The organism is Arsenicicoccus cauae, assembly GCF_009707125.1.
GTDB lineage: Bacteria > Actinomycetota > Actinomycetes > Actinomycetales > Dermatophilaceae > Arsenicicoccus > Arsenicicoccus cauae.
This window is the reverse complement of the sequence record NZ_WLVL01000057.1, coordinates 1-16,093: the sequence shown is the minus strand read 5'-3', so window position 1 is coordinate 16,093 and position 16,093 is coordinate 1. Positions and strand designations below refer to the sequence as shown.

Genomic DNA, 16,093 nt, shown 5'->3' with positions numbered 1-16,093 from the left:
GCGAGCGGCACGACGAGGTATGTCGGTGGCATCTGGGAGACTTCCGGCGATGGCTGCCACCCCCGACGACATACTGACCGCCCTCGATCCCGAGCAGCGGGCGGTCGCCGAGCGACCCCTCGGGCCCATGTGCGTGCTGGCGGGCGCGGGCACCGGCAAGACCCGCGCCATCACCCACCGCATCGCCTATGGCGTGCGTTCCGGGGTCTACGTGCCGCAGCGGGTCCTCGCCGTCACCTTCACCGCGCGGGCGGCCGGCGAGATGCGCACGCGGTTGCGCGACCTCGGGGCCGCGGGCGTCCAGGCCCGCACGTTCCACGCCGCTGCGCTGCGTCAGCTCCACTACTTCTGGCCCCGGGCCATCGGGGGCGCGGCCCCGGAGGTGATGCCGCACAAGGCCGGTGCCGTCGCGGAGGCCGGGGCCCGGCTGCACCTGCAGCTCGACCGGCCCGCCATCCGGGACCTCGCGGCCGAGGTGGAGTGGGCCAAGGTCAGCCTGCTGACCCCTGAGACCTACGCGGCCGCCGCGCGGCACGCTCGGCGCGACCCCGCGGGGCTCGATGCGACGGCGATGGCCCGCCTGCTCCAGACCTACGAGGAGGTCAAGGGCGAGCGCGGCGTCATCGACTTCGAGGACGTCCTGCTCATCATGGCCGGCATCCTCGACGAGCACCCCGCGGTGGCACGCGAGGTCCGCGGGCAGTACCGCCACTTCGTGGTGGACGAGTACCAGGACGTCAACGCGCTGCAGCAGCGGCTCCTGGACCTGTGGGTCGGTGACCGTCAGGACGTCTGCGTGGTCGGTGACGCGGCCCAGACCATCTACTCCTTCACCGGGGCCTCGCCCGCGCACCTGCTCGGCTTCTCGGCGCGCTACCCGGACGCGGCCGTCGTCAAGCTCGTCCGCAACTACCGCTCGACGCCTCAGGTGGTCGGTCTCGCCAACGTGCTGCTCCGGGCCCAGGGGCAGGCCAGCCGCACCGGCGCAGGTCGAGCCCTGGTGCAGCTGCAGGCCCAGGGCGAGGACGGCCCCCCGCCCCGGCTCACGGCGTACGACGACGACCAGGCCGAGGCGCGCGGGGTCGCCGCCGAGATCCGGCGCCGCATCGACGCCGGCACGCCCCCCGCCGAGATCGCCGTCCTCTTTCGCACCAACTCCCAGAGCGAGGCCCTGGAGTCAGCGCTCGCCGACGTGGACGTCCCCTATCTCGTGCGAGGCGGGGAGCGGTTCTTCTCCCGACGCGAGGTGCGCGACGCGATCCTGCTGCTGCGGGGGCAGGCGCGAGCCGACGACGGGTCGGTGCCCCTAGGCCAGCTGACGCGCGACGTCCTCGGCGGCGTGGGCTGGTCGGCCAAGCCCCCGGCGTCGGGCGGGGCCACCCGCGAGCGCTGGGAGTCCCTCCAGGCGCTGGTGGCCCTCGCCGACGACCTCGTGGCCGCGCAGCCGCAGGCCCGACTCCCGGAGCTCGTCGCCGACCTCACCGAGCGCGCCTCGGCCCAGCACGTGCCCACGGTCCAGGGCGTCACGCTGGCGTCCTTCCACAGCGCCAAGGGCCTCGAGTGGGACGTCGTGCACCTCGTGGGGTGCAGCGACGGCCTCCTGCCGATCTCCATGGCGGAGGGCTGGGAGGCTATAGAGGAGGAGCGGCGGTTGCTCTACGTCGGCCTGACGCGCGCGCGCCGCGAGCTTGCCCTGTCCTGGGCGGCGTCCCGCAACGTGGGGGGACGTGCCACGCGTCGACCGAGCCGATTCCTCGACGACGCGGCCTCGGTCCTCGGAGACGGAGCCAGGTCGGTGCCCCGCGGTGGCACGGGCACCACAGGCCGCCAGCGGAAGCCGTCGGTGGCCAAGCCGGCCCACTGCCGGACGTGCGGGACCGAGCTCAGCACCGCTGCCGAGCGCAAGACAGGGCGCTGCGCGCAGTGCCCGCCCACCTACGACGAGGCCACCTTCGAGGCGCTGCGCAGCTGGCGCAAGGCCACCGCCGCGGCCTCCGGGGTGCCGGCGTACGTCGTCTTCACGGACGCGACCCTGACGGCGATCGCCGAGCAGCAGCCCGCCGACGTCGCGGCGCTGGCCAGGGTGTCCGGGGTGGGAGCCCGCAAGCTGGGGCTCTACGGCGAGTCGGTCCTGGCCATCCTGGGGGGCGCTGATGTCGATGAGATCCTCTCTGCCGCAAAGGGATCAGCGGAGGGCGGCTGACGCCACCGAGTCGCCGGCCCGGTGGGATGGATAAATGCATTGCCCCCTCTCGGGGGCGGGGGCTACAGTCCGAGGTGTCCTGTCGCGAGCGGTGCTCGTGACGCACGTCCCGGCACCGAGGTGCCGACGAGAGCAGAGGGGAGGGTGTTCCGCATGGAGATCACGACGATGACGATCGCGACGCGCATCCGCGTCGACGCCGTCGCGCCCCTGCGCTCGACCGCCCCCGACCTGCGCACCCCCCGTGCGTCCGTGGATGCCCGTGGCACCGGTCAGGGGATCGGTGTGTCCGGCGTCGGCGGCACCGACACGCGCGTCGTCGACGGCGGGCGTGTCGGCTACGCCCGCACCATCGCGCCGTCCACCCCGTTCGCCGTCTCCGATGTCGTCCCGCCCCTCGGGAGGCCGCCGGTCTAGTCCCTAGACCCAGGTCCTCTCCAAGGCCGCGGAACCCGACATCCGGGATCCGCGGCCTTCGTGCATCTCAGGGCAGCCGCCGACCACCACCGCAGAGGACCTCATGTCGCACCACCGCACCCACCGACCGCCCCAGCAGGGCACCCGCCGCCCCACCACCCAGGGGCACCACACCGAGGAGGCAGCGATGACACTCACGGAGCTCATCGACAACCAGGTCGCCGCGATCGCGGCCGCCGAGACCATCCCCTGCCAGGAGAACGAGCCCGAGATGTGGTTCGCCGACACGCCGGACGGCGTCGAGTTCGCCAAGGCGCTGTGCGGCACCTGCCCCGCGAGGGAGGACTGCCTCGCCGGAGCTCTGGAGCGTCGGGAGCCCTGGGGCGTCTGGGGCGGAGAGCTGTTCGTCGCGGGAGTTGTCTTGCCCCGCAAGAGGCCGCGTGGACGGCCGCGCAAGAACGACGCCGCCGCCTAGGCGACGGCCATGAGCACGATTGACCAGCAAGGAGTTCCATCATGTTCCACCACTTCAGCCAGGAGCTGGCGCGCGTGCGCGTCGACCGCGCTCCGAGGCCCCGGCAGCCGCGGGGCGCGGCCGAGATCCGGGTGGCGGTGCGGCGCCGGCAGCAGCGATGACCTCACGGTCGTCGGATCCCGCGAGGCGGGCAGGACCGAGGGGTCCTGCCCGCCTCGTCATGCGTGCAGGGCGGTGGCGAGCCGGCCCGGCGTGGCGGCTGGGTCGGGGTCGTCATACGATCCCCGGGTGGATGACGGCGGGGCGGGCGACGACACGATGACGTGCGGGACCTGCGGCCGGCAGGCGACCGGTGAGGGCCTGGCCGAGGCTCGGGTCCGGTGGACCTTCGGGACGGAGCCGGGGCGCACGGCGTGGGTCTGCGACCGCTGCAGCCGCCTGCACGCCCGGTCGATCGAGGGCAAGCTCGACTCCGAGTGGTGGTAGGGCGCCCGGCGCGTCGACGGCCGGTCGACCCGCCAGCCCGGCTCACTCGGCCGACGGGTGCAGGGTCAGGTCGTCCAGCCAGTGGCCGAGGATGGCCCGCGCCTCCACCTCGCCGCCGATCTGGCACAGCACACCGATGCCGCCGGCCCAGACGCGGTGGATGAGCAGGTAGTCCGGGGGGAGGTCGAGGACGCCCAGCACGGGCTGCCAACGAGGCTCGCCGACGTGAACGAAGCACCCCCGCAGCCAGGCCCGGCTGAAGGTGTAGCGGTCATGGCGTGCGGGTTCGAGGAAGGGGTCGAGGAACGCCAGCAGGAGATCGGGGTCGAGATCGGCTCCGGCATGGACCCACCCCTCCTCCCGCAGCCCGGCCAGCACGGCGGGCCCCGTGTCCTCCCCGCTCAGCGCGAGCCCGAGGAGGCGCCCGACCGCGCTGGGCATGCCTGTGGGGAGCCGGTTGACGGCCCCGAAGTCCAGGACCCCGAGCCGGCCGTCCTCGGTGATCCGGAAGTTCCCGGGGTGCGGGTCCGCGTGCAGCAGACCCACGTGGTCCGGGCCCGCGAGCAGGAAGTCGAGATAGAGCGTGGCGGCGCGGTCCCGCTGCTCGTCGGTCCCCTGGCGGATGACGGCGGACAGGGGCGTGCCGTCCAGCCAGTCCATCACGATGACCCGGGCCGTCGCCTCGAGCACCCTCGGTATGACGAAGAACTCGCTCTCGGCGAAGGCGTCTGCGAACTGCCGTTGCGCCTCCGCCTCGCGCGTGTAGTCCAGCTCCTCCACCATCCGGGCCTGCAGCTCGTCGGTCACGGCCCGCATGTCGATGCCGGTCCTGAGCGAGCCGGTCACTCGTGCCACGCGGGCGAGCTGGCGCAGGTCGGACAGCAGCGCGTCCCCGGCGCCGGGGTACTGCACCTTGACCGCCACCGTGCGGCCGTCGGCCCATCGACCGCGGTGCACCTGTCCGATCGAGGCGGAGGCGACGGGGACGTCGTCCAGCTCGTGGAAGAGGGACCGCCAGTCGTCGCCGAGCTCGCTCGCCAGGACGCGGTGCACCGTCTCGGCCGGCATCGAGGGTGCGGCGTCCTGGAGGGCCGTCAGCGCGCCGCGGTAGTGCGCGGCGACCTCCTCGGGCAGGGCCGCCTCGAAGATGGACATCGCCTGTCCGACCTTCATCGCACCCCCCTTGAGCTGCCCCAGGACGGAGAAGAGCTGGTCGGCGGTGCGTGCGGCGATCTGGGCAGCGACGGCCTCGGCCGGGGCGCCCCCGAGCCGCCGACCCAGCCCCACGGCGGTCCGTCCGGCATAGGTCAGCGGGAGAGAGGCCAGTCGGGCCGTGCGATGGGCGGACCGGCGGGGGATGTCGTTCACCCCTCGATTGTCACCCCGCGAGCGAGACCTGGGCCGGTAGGTGGGTGAGGCATCGAGGGTGGACCGACCAGATGCGCTGCCGCGGCACGGGGTCTGCGTCGTGGACCTCGGTGGTGAACCCGACGGGGAGGCGTCGCCGACCCACGGCATCGCGGGCGTGCGCCGCGACGGCCCCCACCGCGAGCGCTGTGGTGGTGGGATCGGTCCGCGCGGGGCGATGGAGACCGTCGAGGTGACGCGTCGTCAGCTGCGCGAGCAGGCGGGGCCAGGCGGGGTCCCGGTCGGTGCGGTAGCGGTCCAGGCACAGTGGGCAGGGGTCGGCCAGGCTGCTCCAGAGCGGACCCACGGTCACCGAGCTGTCGGCCACGACGACGGGCAGGACCATGGCCCACGGCGCCCACTGCCGGGCGACCACGGGGTCGATGGCCCCGTCCGCGACCAGTACCGCGAGGGCCGGAGGGCGCCGCGACCCCCTGGCGGTGCCCGTGGACGGTGACGGCAGGCCGGAGGGGCCCAGCTCGTCCTGCAGGTGCAGGCGGGGGTGCTGCCGCTGCAGGGTGGCCGCGACGTGCTGTGCCAGGTCGCCGGTCCCGGCGACGAGCACGGGCGTGTGGGACAGGTCTGACGGGTCCGACGGTGGCTCGCACGCGGGGGCCCGCAACGGCAGCACGTCCGCGGGGCGGCCCGTGCCCGGGGGCCGAGGGTCGAGCAGGCCATGGTTGCCGAGCAGGTCCAGCAGGTCGTCCAGGCGGCGGCTGTCCTCGCCGTGGCGGGTGTAGACCAGCTGCAGGTCGGCCCTGGAACGGCTGCCGTCGAGCGCGCGGACGATCTCGCGATCGGCGGGACTCAGGCCGCCGAGCACCACGGCGGTCGGGTGATGGGCTCCGAGCTGGAGCTCGTCGCCGCCACGGTCCAGCAGCCGGAGGCCGGGACGGAGGGCGGGGCGGTCGCAACGGGTCATCGGGTCTCTCCTGCACCGAGGGATGAGGAACCGAGCATTCCACATGCAAGCGCACGCAAATTGCATGAAACCAGCCCTGTGGACAACGTCGATGCTGGCCGGGGGGTTGGGGATGCACAGAGAGAGGCGGTGCCGGCACAGGTGCCAGCACCGCCTCTCGGACGGCAGGTTGCGCAGGCGGCGCTCAGGCCTTGCCGAGGATGCGGTTGAGGTTCGTCCCGCACTCAGGGCACTTGCCTTTGGCCATGCGGCGACCGTTGGTCTCCACGATGTTGCCCTCGGCCTCACGCTTGGCCTTGCACTTGACGCAGTAGAACTCACCCTTGTAGGTGTCGGCCATGTCGTCTCTCCTTGTCGTTCGTGCCACGGGTGCGGCAATCGGACTCCGGTCACCATAGAGCACACGGGAGCAGGTTCCGGGGATTACGCCCCGTCACCTGCTGAGCACGGAGCCGTGCTGCGGCCCCCATGCTGCCGCCTGCCGCCGGACCCACGGTCCGCAGACGATGGCTAGGCTCGGGAGGCGCGGGCGGCCGCACCCGGAGCACGCCAGCGCAGCGACGTCGACGAGGATGGTCATGTACCCCGAAAAATATTGGTGGGAGCAGGATTTCGAGCACCTGTCGGTGACCCGACGAGAGCAGGGGGACCGCCATACCGCCGTCATCACCCTGGACCTGCCGCAGCAGCGCAACGCCATGAGCGAGGAGATGACGTCCTCGTGGGCCCGTCTGGCCGACCTGCTGCGGGACGACACTCAGCTGGCGTGTGTCGTGGTCACGGGCGCCGGCAGCGCCTTCACCTCCGGTGGCAACCTCGGGTGGCTCATGGCCGAGCCGGATGCCTCGGTCAGCGACCTGCGGGCCCGCATGCGGAACTTCTACTGCCGCTGGCTGTCCATGACGCGGCTCGAGGTGCCGGTCGTCGCTGCGGTCAACGGTCACGCGATCGGGGCGGGACTCGCCCTGGCGCTGGCCTGCGACGTGCGCTACGTCGCCGAGCAGGCCCGTCTCGCGGTGCCGTTCACCGGGCTGGGTCTGCACCCCGGTATGGCGACCACATGGTCGCTGCCGGCCGTCGCGGGTCCGGCGCTGGCCGCCGACATGCTGCTCACGGGTCGGGTCGTCATGGGGCACGAGGCGGTCGGACTCGGGCTCGCCTCCGCCGCGGCCCCGGCCGACGAGGTGCTGCGCCTGGCCCTCGACGCCGCCGACCGGGTCGCCGCCGCAGCACCGGTGGCCACGAGGCTGACCCTGGCCGCGTTGCGCGGCGGTGGGCACGCCAACCCCGGTGCGGCGCTCGAGTGGGAGGCCCTGGCGCAGGCCACCACGATGGCCACCGCGGACCTTCAGGAGGGTGTGCGAGCGGCGACCGAGCGTCGCGCACCCGCCTTCACCGGTCGGTGAGCACGGCGCGCTTGCCAGAGGGCGTGCCGGGGCGTCGCTAGGGTGCCGTCATGAGTGAGGTCGAGGTGCGCCGCAGCACCCGTCGTCGGCGGACCGTGAGCGCCTACCGCGAGGGCGACCGCATCGTCGTGCTCATTCCCGCCGGTCATTCCCGCCGCCAGGAGCAGGAGTGGATCGAGCAGATGGTCGGTCGGATCGAGGCCCGCGAGCAGCGGGTCCGCCCGAGCGACGAGCGGCTCGCCGCGCGCGCGGCGGAGCTGTCCCACTCCTACCTCGGAGGCCTCGCCAAACCGACCAGCATCACGTGGGTGTCCAACCAACGCCGACGATGGGGGTCGTGCACCCCGGCCGACGGCACGATCCGGGTCTCCCACCGGGTCGCCACGCTGCCCGTCTGGGTCCAGGACTACGTGATCCTGCACGAGCTGGCGCACCTGCTGCAGCCGGGGCACGGCCCGGAGTTCTGGCGGCTGCTGCGGACCTACCCCAAGCTCGAACGCGCCAAGGGATTCCTCGAGGGGGTGGCTCACGGGTCGCGCGAGGACGCCCCGCCCGGGGAGCCGGGAGCCGCCGGGGACTGCGTCGACGAGTGAGCGGCCTCAGGCCGCGCGCAGCGCGGCGCGCTCGATCAGCCGCGGCAGCTCCTCGCTGTGCGGGTGGGGCAGCCGATCCACCGGCCACCAGGCCACGTCGAGCGACTCGGCGCTGACGACGGGGGAGACGTCGCCGACGACGGCGACGAACCTCAGGTCCAGGTGCTCGCGGCACACGGTGAAGGCTGCTCCGAGGGCATGCCGGTCGAGGTCCACCAGGCGAGGGTCGACGCGCAGCCCGTGGATGCCCGACTCCTCGCGCCCCTCGCGCTGCGCGACCCCCACGACGTCCTCGTCGCCGGGCTCGGCGTGACCCCCCAGCTGGAACCACGTGCGGGCCTTGCGGTGGTGGGTGAGCAGGACCTGACGTCGGTCCTGCGACAGCACGAGCACGCTCGCCGTCAGATGGGCGGGCGGCCCGTGCTTCCACCACGCGTCGGGGTGGCGCTCCAGGTGCGCGAGGAACTCCTGGCGGAGCGACGCCTCCCTCGCGTCGACGGGCGACAGCTGGGCGAGGTGCCGTATGGCGTCCGCCCGGAGGTCATCGAGGTTGCCCGGACGCGCGGGGGCGGTCACGCCCGGCCGTCGGTGGCGTCGTCCCCCGAGCGGTCCTCTCGGCCCTCGGACAGGAGCCGGTCGAGCTCGGCGTCCAGGTCATCGCCCTGGCCGGCTCGCACGCGCTCGACGTAGCCGAGGACGTCGTCCAGGTCGTCGCCCGTCGGCGCCACGTCGGGGTGGGCCCAGACGCTGTCGCGCAGCTCCTGGCCGCCGGCGTCCTCCAGGGCGGCGAACAGGTTGGCGGCGTCGCGCAGCCGGCGGGGTCGTAGCTCGAGGCCGACGAGCTGGGCGAAAGCCCTCTCGGCCGGGCCGCCGGTCGCGCGGCGTCGCCGCACGGTCTCGCCGAGGGCAGCCGCCTCCGGCAGGTGCTGCCGGGTGGCGCGGTCGGCGACCACATCGACCCAGCCCTCGACGAGTGCCAGCAGGGTCTCGAGGGAGGCGAGGGCCCGCAGCTGGGCCTCCGAGGGCTCGGGGGTGAACAGCGTGGACCCCAGCGCCTCCTGCAGGGCGGCGGGGTCGCTCGGGTCGACGGTGGACATGCGGGCGGAGATGCCCTCCACGTCGATCGAGATGTCACGTGCGTAGGCCTGCACGGCAGCGGTGAGGGACGCGGTGAGCCACGGTGCGGCGGTGAACAACCGGGACCGGGCGGCCTCTCGCGCGGCGAGGTACAGGCGCACCTCGGCGGGGTCGACCTCCAAGCCCTCGGACAGGGCCCGGATCCCCGACGGGAGCAGGGCCACGGCGTGCCCGGGCACCAGCGGGAGCCCCACCTCGGTGCCCGAGACGAGGTCCTCGCTGAGGCCACCGACCGCCTCGGCCGTCTGGGCGGCGAACATGGCGGCCCCCATCCGGTGCACCATCGGGCCCATCTGCGCCATCATCGCCGTCGGGTCCAGGCCCTGGGGGAGCTGTGGCATCCCCGGCGTGCGTGACAGCTGTTCCAGCCCGCCGTGCTCGGCTAGGTCGTCGAGCTGGCCCCGCATCGCCGTGGTCATGGCGGCCGTCACCCCGTCCGCGACCGGGGTGACCAGCTCGATCCACGTGGGCATGGTGGCCTCCACCCACTCGGCGCGGCTCCACACCGCGTCGGGCGACGGCGCCGCCTCCATCGCGGTGACCTGGTCGAGCCACAGCTGTGCCACGTGGATGGCGTCGGCGTGCGAGCGCCGGTCGGCGTCCCCCACCACCGCGTCGCCCCCCTGGGCGACCCGTTTGCGGGCGAGGTCGAGGGCGACCGCGTCGTCGATCGCGCCCTCGGGGGCCGGGCCCGCGAACATGGCCTGGACCTGCTGGCGCACCATGGCCAGCTGGGTGGGGTCGAGCTGCTCCATGCCGAGCTGGCGCAAAGCGTCGCGCACCTGCGGATTGTCCGCGAGCGACGGGTCGCCCATCATCTCACCGAGCATGCGGGCGAGGGCGTCGGGGTCCTGCGGGTCGTGCGGTCCGGACCCGGGTCCGTGGGTGGGTGGGACGGTCACGACGTGCTCCTCCGGTCGGCGGATCAGGGGGTACTGCAGCGTCAACGCTAGGAGGCCAAGGGGCGTTCCGTCACCCGCGTCCAGGGACGACGTGGGCGACGTGCGTCTCCCGGGCGGTGGTGGAGACTAGCCTCTCCCGCAGACGTCCCCTCGACGGAAGGGCCACCGTGAGCCACTCAGTCCCCAGCGCCCGGCTCGTCGCCGTGCGTGACGAGCCGTTGTCGGTCGACGAGGTCCTGGCGGCCGTGAACGATCCCCGGGCCGGGGCGGTCGTGCCGTTCGTCGGCATCGTCCGCGACCACGACGGCGGCCAGGGCGTCACCGGGCTCGACTACTCCGCCCACCCCACGGCGCTCGACCGCCTGGCCGAGGTGGTGTCGCGGATCGAGGAGCTGCCCGGCGTCCTCTCGGTGGCGGCGGTGCACCGCGTGGGGCACCTGGACATCGGCGACATCGCCGTCGTCTGCGCGGTGAGCGCGGCGCACCGCGGCGAGGCCTTCGACGCGTGCCGGCAGCTCATCGACACGCTCAAGAGCACCGTCCCGATCTGGAAGCACCAGGCCTTCACCGACGGGACCGAGGAGTGGGTGGGCCTCCCATGACGGGGAGCCTCCCCGCCGCGGGGGGCCCGCCGGCGCCCCGCCGCCGCCCGCGACGCGGACGAGCGCTGACCCTGGCGCTGGCCCTGCTGTGCGCGTTGCTGGTCGCCCTCGCCTTCATCCCGCTGCCGTATGTCGTGATGGGTCCTGGTCCGGTGACCAACACCCTGGGTGCGACGCGCGACGGGCGTCCGCTCATCTCGGTGCCCAAGGCCGAGGACCATCCGGCCTCCGGCGTGCTCAGCTTCACCACGGTGTCCGTCCGCGGTGGCCCGGGTGCCACGGTCACGGCATACGACCTGCTGGCAGCCTCCGTCTCGGACGCCCGATCCGTCGTCCCGGAGGAACAGGTCTTCCCCCGGGGTGCCACCAACGAGGAGATCAAGCGGGAGAACGCCGCCGAGATGACGCACTCCCAGGAGGACGCCGTCGTGGTGGCCGAGCGGGCGCTGGGGATGACGGTGCCGGAGACGGTCTCCGTCGGCGTGCTCCCGACCGGGTCCGCCGCGATCGGGCGCCTCGAGCCCGGCGACCGTTTCGTGCGGATCGGCTCCACCTCCGTGACCGGCAGCGCCGCCCTGCGGTCAGCGATCCAGGCCTACCAGGTCGGTCAGTCCGCGCCCGTGACCGTCGAGCGGGACGGGGTGCGCCGTGAGGTGTCGCTGCCGGTGGGCGAGCAGCAGGGGCGCAAGGTCATCGGCGTCGGGCTCAAGGTCGACTACAGATTTCCCGTCAAGGTCACCATCGACGCCGGCGACGTGGGGGGACCCTCCGCCGGCATGATGTTCGCCCTCGGGGTCCTCGACCGGCTCACCCCCGGGGAGCTGACCGCGGGCCAGCGCATCGCGGGCACCGGCACCATCTCGTCGGACGGCCGGGTCGGCCCCATCGGGGGGATCCAGCAGAAGCTCGCCGGCGCGCGGGCAGCGGGGATCCAGTGGTTCCTCGCACCGGCGGGCAACTGCAGCGAGGTCGTCGGCCACGTGCCGGCAGGGCTGACAGTGGTCCGGGTGGAGGACTTCGACGACGCGCTCGCGGACGTCCGCGCCATCGCCGCGGGCAAGGGGTCGGCTCTGCAGGGCTGTGGCTGAGGGGTCTGAGGGGTCTGGGGACCCGGTGACCGGACGGCCCTCGGCTCAGCCCTCGACGAGGGTGGCCCGCAGCGCCTCGACGAGGCCCGGCGCGATGTCCGCGCCCATGGCGACGGCGTCGTCGCTGTCGTGCGCGCGCTGGCGCAGGAGGGTCACCTGCTCACCGGTCCGGTCCACCGCCACCAGCAGCCGTACGTCCTGGCGAGCCGGGTGGGCGGCCAGGTGCTCGAGGGCGGCCTCGGGGTCATCGGGCAGGCCCGCCTCCGCCTCGGGCGGCACCACGATGCGCTCGACGCTGATGGCGGCGCCTGCCACCTCGGCAGGCCACACGATGCCGGCCAGCAGCCCGTCGAGCCCGGATCCCTCCGGGAGCTCTTCCTGCTCGATGGCAGTCAGGCCGTCCGGGTCCTCGCCCTCGAGCCGGGCCGCGAGCTGCGGCTCGGCCGCGAGCAGCTCGCTGGTGCGGACGAGGGCGAACAACCGCGTGGGCTGGTCCCATCCGGAGCGGGCCACGTGCTGCTCCGTGTCGACGGCGCACGTGATCAGGGGGGTGGGGACGAGCTGGGGTGTCGGGGTCACGGGGTCCATGCTGCCTGACCGGGACCCGAACCCCCAGCCCGGCGGCCTGCGGTGACGTCTCCCGCCGGCGTCCAGCGAGGCGGGGTAGGTTGACCGCGAGCACCACGGGCTGCAGTCGCGGCCCGACGGACCGATCATGCAGGAGGACCGCGCAGTGAGTGACGAGGGGCGCACCGCGTCGGGTCCGGGTGAGCCCGCGGGCCCTGGAGGCGCGGCACGTGCCCGCCGCCGTCGGGGCGGCGGGAGGGCAGGTCGCGGCTGGCTCGGACCGCTCCTGACGATCGTCGCGGTCGCCGCCTTGGCCCTGGGCGCCCTGGCGGCCCTCTGGACCCAGGTCCTGTGGTTCGACAGCGTGCGCTTCAGCCGGGTGCTCACCACCGAGCTGGTCACCAAGGGTGGGTTGTTCGTGGCGGGTGCGCTGGTCGTCGGGGCCCTGGCCTGCTCCAGCATCGTGATCGGGCACCGCCTGCGGCCCGTCTACGCCCCCGTCACCGACGAGCAGGTCGCCCTCGACCGGTACCGCGCCATGCTGGACCCCCTGCGCCGGCTGGCCGTGTGGGTCGTGCCGGGGGTGCTGGGCGTCTTCAGCGGCACCGCCCTGGCCAGCCAGTGGCAGACCTTCCTCCTGTGGCTGCACCGGGTGCCCTTCGGCAAGGACGACCCGGAGTTCGGCATGGACATCGGGTTCTTCGTCTTCACCCTGCCGTGGGTGAGCTTCCTGCTGGACTTCGCCCTGATGGGTCTGGTCCTCGCCGCCATCGTGGCGGCCCTCACCCACTACCTGTATGGCGGTCTACGCCCACCGGGCATGAGCGGCCGGTCCACCAAGGCGGCGATCGTGCACCTCTCCTGCCTGTTCGCAGCGGTGGCCCTGGTGCAGGGGCTCAGCTACTGGTTCGGACGCTACGACCTGGCCGTGGCCGACTCGGGCCGGATCACGGGCATCACCTACACCGGTGCCCACGCCGTGCTGCCCGGACGGTCGATCCTCGCGGTGGCCGCGCTGCTCTGCGCCCTGTTCTTCCTCGCCTCGATCTGGACCGGGTCCTGGCGGCTGCCCGTGGTGGGCGTGAGCCTGCTCGCCGTGTGCGCCCTGGTCATCGGGACCATCTATCCGATGCTCGTGCAGAGCCTCAAGGTCAAGCCCAGCGAGCGCACCCTGGAGGCGCCCTACATCCAGCGCAACATCGAGGCGACGCGATCGGCCTTCGGGCTCGACAAGGTGGTCAAGACGCCGTACAAGGCCGAGACCACGGTCTCGAGCGGGCAGCTGCGCGGTGATGCGGACACCATCCCCGGCATCCGGATCGTCGACCCGGCCATCGTGGGGCAGACCTTCGAAGCCATCCAGGCGGTCAAGGCCTTCTACTCCTTCCCCGCCAGCCTCGACGTCGACCGCTACCGCCTCGATGGCAAGCTGGTCGACGCCGTCGTCGGTGCTAGAGAGCTGCGCCTGGACGACCTGGACCGCTCCTGGCGCAACTGGGTCAACGACCACACCGTCTACACCCACGGCTACGGCCTGGTGGCCGCGTACGGCAACCGGCGCGGACCTGACGGTCAGCCGGTCTTCTTCGAGCAGAACATCCCCTCCACGGGCAAGCTCGGCACCTACGAGCCCCGCATCTACTTCGGGGAGGAGTCCCCGACCTACTCCATCGTGGGCGCCCCCGCCGGCAGCGGAGACGCCGAGCTGGACCACCCCGACGGGAGCGCCGGCGGCCAGCGCAACACGACCTACCGAGGCGCCGGCGGCGTGGAGATCGGGTCCTTCCCCCGCCGGCTCGCCTACGCGATCGCCTACCGCGAGCCCAACATCCTCCTGTCGAGCGCCGTGAACCCTCAGTCGCGCCTGCTCGACATCCGCAAGCCGCGCGAGCGCATCGGCAAGGTCGCGCCGTGGCTGACCCTGGACGGTGACCCCTACCCGGCGGTGGTCGACGGGCGGGTGCAGTGGATCGTGGACGGCTACACGACCAGTGCCAACTACCCCTACTCCCAGCTGACCGAGATCGAGGACGCCACCTCGGACGCGCTCACGGCACGGTCCGCCAACGTCGCGGCCCTGGCGCCGGCGCGCGTCAACTACATGCGCAACTCGGTCAAGGCCACCGTCGACGCCTACGACGGCAGCGTCCACCTCTACGCGTGGGACGACCAGGACCCGCTGCTCAAGGCCTGGACCAAGGCCTTCCCAGGCACGGTGGAGCCCATGTCGGCGATCAAGGGGGAGCTGATGCAGCACCTGCGCTACCCCGAGGACATGTTCAAGGTGCAGCGATCCATGCTCGGCAAGTACCACGTGACCGACGCCAACAGCTTCTTCGGCGGGCAGGACTTCTGGAAGGTCCCCACCGATCCGAGCGACCGCACGACGGGCGCACCCAGCCAGCCCCCCTACTACCTCTCCCTGGCCGTGCCGGGCCAGGCCTCGCCGACCTTCTCGCTCACCACGACATACACGCCCGAGAAGCGCTCGGTGCTGTCCGCCTTCCTCGCGGCCGACGCGGACGCGGGGGGCAAGGACGGGCAGCGCAAGGAGGGGTACGGCACCCTGAGGCTCCTGGAGCTGCCCCGGGACACGCAGGTGCAGGGGCCGGGGCAGGTGGCCAACAACATCTTCTCCTCCAACGACTCGTCGCCGCGCTTCGCCCTGACGCTGAGTCAGTTCCTCAACAACAACTCGCAGGGCGGCTCCAAGGTGTCCATGGGCAACCTGCTGACACTGCCCGTCGGCGGGGGAGTGCTGTACGTCCAACCGATCTACGTCCAGGCATCCTCGGGATCCTCCGCATACCCGCAGTCCAAAGCCATCGTCGCCTCGTTCGGCGACAAGCTGGCCTGGTCGGACACGCTGGCCGGAGCCCTGGACGGGCTCTTCGGGGGCAACTCCGGCGCGACGGCGGGAGACCAGGGGGCCTCCGGTCCGACGGCACCCACAGCACCGACAGCACCGACAGCGCCCCAACCCGGTCAGCGCCCCACGTCACCGATGGGCAACACCGAGGTGGTCAAGCAGCTGACGGCGGCGCAGGAGGCGATGAAGGCGGCCGACGAGGCCCTGGCCAAGGGTGACTTCGGGGCGTACGGCGAAGCGCAGAAGCGGGTGCGCGCCGCGGTCGACGCCGCGCTCAAGGCCCAGCAGCCAGGACAGACCACCGTCGTGCCCTCTGCGCCCGTGACGGGATCGACCTCGGCGACACCGGCGCCGAGCCGCTGAGCTCGGCCGGGACCACGATTTGCACCCCCGTACACCGTCGCGTAACCTGGAGTCACCGACGCGGGGTGGAGCAGCTCGGTAGCTCGCCGGGCTCATAACCCGGAGGTCGCAGGTTCAAATCCTGCCCCCGCTACCAATCGCATCGGCGACACGAAGGCCCGGACCAGCTGGTCCGGGCCTTCGTGCGTACCGGGGAGGACGCAGCCGACGGGGTGCCCGCATCCGGGTCGCTGCGCGCGGCCACCAGGCCCGCTCGGGCCGATTTGGCACGACCCGGACGGCTGTGTAATGTTTCCGCTCGTGCCCCGGCCACGGAGCGCAAAGCGGGAGTCACCCCCTCGGGGGAGGACGATCACGCCGAGTTGACGAGGTGGCCAGCACTGAGTACCTTTAATGGGTGCTCGGCGCGGACAGTCACGATCCAAGCTCACTCCACAGCGAGTGGCGAGGCGGACTTGACGCGGGGAGCACGGATGCGTAAGATTGAATGGTTGCCACGACGGAGATCGAGCGAAACACTCGTGAGTCGGTCGTGAGCGTCCGATGTTTGAGAACTCAACAGCGTGCCGAAATTCGATGCCAAGTTTTTGACCTCGTTTGAGGTTCCTTTGGTAGATGGACGATTCAACGTCATGTTGTTTTGTCTTTTTGCTGGG

The 16,093-nt window shown here is 72.6% G+C and carries 16 protein-coding genes and 1 tRNA gene; 10 read left to right on the top strand and 7 right to left on the bottom strand.

Translation table 11 applies throughout. The features are described 5' to 3' along the window. Nucleotides 1-49 precede the first annotated feature (49 nt). The 4 genes from GGG17_RS15545 (at nt 50) to GGG17_RS15530 (ending at nt 3,581) form a co-directional block, all read left to right on the top strand. Nucleotides 50-2,203: an ATP-dependent DNA helicase UvrD2 gene (locus tag GGG17_RS15545; RefSeq protein ID WP_195849259.1), complete on the top strand. Its 2,154-nt coding sequence runs from the start codon at nt 50-52 to the stop codon at nt 2,201-2,203. A 153-nt stretch (nt 2,204-2,356) separates the two neighbouring features. After that, nucleotides 2,357-2,620: a hypothetical protein gene (locus GGG17_RS15540; protein WP_154594609.1), complete on the top strand. Its 264-nt coding sequence runs from the start codon at nt 2,357-2,359 to the stop codon at nt 2,618-2,620. 187 nt (nt 2,621-2,807) lie between these two features. Then, nucleotides 2,808-3,095, top strand: a complete 288-nt coding sequence (locus GGG17_RS15535; RefSeq protein WP_154594608.1) for a WhiB family transcriptional regulator — start codon at nt 2,808-2,810, stop codon at nt 3,093-3,095. Nucleotides 3,096-3,383: 288 nt separating this feature from the next. Next, nucleotides 3,384-3,581, top strand: a complete 198-nt coding sequence (locus GGG17_RS15530) for a hypothetical protein (protein WP_154594607.1) — start codon at nt 3,384-3,386, stop codon at nt 3,579-3,581. Between the two features lie 42 nt (nt 3,582-3,623). Here the strand turns inward: GGG17_RS15530 and GGG17_RS15525 are convergent, their stop codons facing one another. The 3 genes from GGG17_RS15525 to GGG17_RS16095 all read right to left on the bottom strand — a co-directional run bounded on the left by GGG17_RS15525 (nt 3,624) and on the right by GGG17_RS16095 (nt 6,250). Beyond that, nucleotides 3,624-4,949 carry an ABC1 kinase family protein gene (locus GGG17_RS15525; RefSeq protein WP_288799026.1) on the bottom strand — a complete coding sequence of 442 codons (1,326 nt, stop codon included), beginning with the start codon at nt 4,947-4,949 and terminating at the stop codon, nt 3,624-3,626. Between the two features lie 10 nt (nt 4,950-4,959). Continuing rightward, on the bottom strand, nt 4,960-5,910 hold the full coding sequence (locus tag GGG17_RS16740; RefSeq protein ID WP_230083085.1) for a hypothetical protein: 951 nt from the start codon (nt 5,908-5,910) through the stop codon (nt 4,960-4,962). A 184-nt stretch (nt 5,911-6,094) separates the two neighbouring features. Beyond that, nucleotides 6,095-6,250 carry a DUF5679 domain-containing protein gene (locus GGG17_RS16095; RefSeq protein ID WP_019287526.1) on the bottom strand — a complete coding sequence of 52 codons (156 nt, stop codon included), beginning with the start codon at nt 6,248-6,250 and terminating at the stop codon, nt 6,095-6,097. Between the two features lie 232 nt (nt 6,251-6,482). Between GGG17_RS16095 and GGG17_RS15520 the strand changes: the two genes are divergently transcribed. Further along, nucleotides 6,483-7,316 carry an enoyl-CoA hydratase/isomerase family protein gene (locus tag GGG17_RS15520; RefSeq protein ID WP_154594605.1) on the top strand — a complete coding sequence of 278 codons (834 nt, stop codon included), beginning with the start codon at nt 6,483-6,485 and terminating at the stop codon, nt 7,314-7,316. A gap of 50 nt (nt 7,317-7,366) precedes the next feature. After that, entirely contained in the window at nt 7,367-7,909 is a 543-nt protein-coding gene (locus GGG17_RS15515) for a M48 metallopeptidase family protein (protein ID WP_154594604.1), read from the top strand. Between the two features lie 6 nt (nt 7,910-7,915). On the opposite strand, the gene GGG17_RS15510 is transcribed toward GGG17_RS15515, so the two are convergent. Together GGG17_RS15510 and GGG17_RS15505 are read right to left on the bottom strand one after the other, a co-directional pair. Continuing rightward, a complete protein-coding gene (locus GGG17_RS15510) occupies nt 7,916-8,485 on the bottom strand; it encodes an NUDIX hydrolase (protein ID WP_288799023.1) in 570 nt (189 codons plus the stop codon). Beyond that, nucleotides 8,482-9,948 carry a zinc-dependent metalloprotease gene (locus GGG17_RS15505; protein WP_154594603.1) on the bottom strand — a complete coding sequence of 489 codons (1,467 nt, stop codon included), beginning with the start codon at nt 9,946-9,948 and terminating at the stop codon, nt 8,482-8,484. The genes GGG17_RS15510 and GGG17_RS15505 overlap by 4 nt, the downstream gene beginning before the upstream one ends. Nucleotides 9,949-10,115: 167 nt before the next feature. On the opposite strand from GGG17_RS15505, the gene GGG17_RS15500 reads away from it, so the two are divergent. Both GGG17_RS15500 and GGG17_RS15495 read left to right on the top strand, forming a co-directional pair. Continuing rightward, complete coding sequence (locus tag GGG17_RS15500) at nt 10,116-10,550, top strand: molybdenum cofactor biosynthesis protein MoaE (RefSeq protein WP_288799021.1); 435 nt, start codon at nt 10,116-10,118, stop codon at nt 10,548-10,550. After that, the gene (locus tag GGG17_RS15495; protein ID WP_154594602.1) at nt 10,547-11,638 is read left to right on the top strand and encodes a YlbL family protein; all 1,092 of its coding nucleotides are present in this window, start codon (nt 10,547-10,549) and stop codon (nt 11,636-11,638) included. Before GGG17_RS15500 ends, GGG17_RS15495 begins: the two co-directional genes overlap by 4 nt. Nucleotides 11,639-11,683: 45 nt before the next feature. Here the strand turns inward: GGG17_RS15495 and GGG17_RS15490 are convergent, their stop codons facing one another. After that, on the bottom strand, nt 11,684-12,226 hold the full coding sequence (locus GGG17_RS15490) for a PPA1309 family protein (RefSeq protein ID WP_154594601.1): 543 nt from the start codon (nt 12,224-12,226) through the stop codon (nt 11,684-11,686). A gap of 127 nt (nt 12,227-12,353) precedes the next feature. On the opposite strand from GGG17_RS15490, the gene GGG17_RS15485 reads away from it, so the two are divergent. Beyond that, the gene (locus GGG17_RS15485; RefSeq protein WP_154594600.1) at nt 12,354-15,437 is read left to right on the top strand and encodes a UPF0182 family membrane protein; all 3,084 of its coding nucleotides are present in this window, start codon (nt 12,354-12,356) and stop codon (nt 15,435-15,437) included. 59 nt (nt 15,438-15,496) lie between these two features. Continuing rightward, nucleotides 15,497-15,573, top strand: a tRNA-Met gene (locus GGG17_RS15480). Between the two features lie 291 nt (nt 15,574-15,864). On the opposite strand, the gene GGG17_RS16735 is transcribed toward GGG17_RS15480, so the two are convergent. Further along, nucleotides 15,865-16,093, bottom strand: a 229-nt coding sequence (locus GGG17_RS16735; protein WP_230083084.1) for a hypothetical protein, incomplete at its 5' end; no start/stop codon positions are given.

Coding starts and splice junctions, on each gene's coding strand:
- GGG17_RS15545 (WP_195849259.1), top strand. CDS start 50: ATGGCTGCCACCCCCGACGACATACTGACCGCCCTCGATCCCGAGCAG.
- GGG17_RS15540 (WP_154594609.1), top strand. CDS start 2,357: ATGGAGATCACGACGATGACGATCGCGACGCGCATCCGCGTCGACGCC.
- GGG17_RS15535 (WP_154594608.1), top strand. CDS start 2,808: ATGACACTCACGGAGCTCATCGACAACCAGGTCGCCGCGATCGCGGCC.
- GGG17_RS16740 (WP_230083085.1), bottom strand. CDS start 5,910: ATGACCCGTTGCGACCGCCCCGCCCTCCGTCCCGGCCTCCGGCTGCTG.
- GGG17_RS16095 (WP_019287526.1), bottom strand. CDS start 6,250: ATGGCCGACACCTACAAGGGTGAGTTCTACTGCGTCAAGTGCAAGGCC.
- GGG17_RS15520 (WP_154594605.1), top strand. CDS start 6,483: ATGGTCATGTACCCCGAAAAATATTGGTGGGAGCAGGATTTCGAGCAC.
- GGG17_RS15515 (WP_154594604.1), top strand. CDS start 7,367: ATGAGTGAGGTCGAGGTGCGCCGCAGCACCCGTCGTCGGCGGACCGTG.
- GGG17_RS15495 (WP_154594602.1), top strand. CDS start 10,547: ATGACGGGGAGCCTCCCCGCCGCGGGGGGCCCGCCGGCGCCCCGCCGC.
- GGG17_RS15490 (WP_154594601.1), bottom strand. CDS start 12,226: ATGGACCCCGTGACCCCGACACCCCAGCTCGTCCCCACCCCCCTGATC.
- GGG17_RS15485 (WP_154594600.1), top strand. CDS start 12,354: ATGCAGGAGGACCGCGCAGTGAGTGACGAGGGGCGCACCGCGTCGGGT.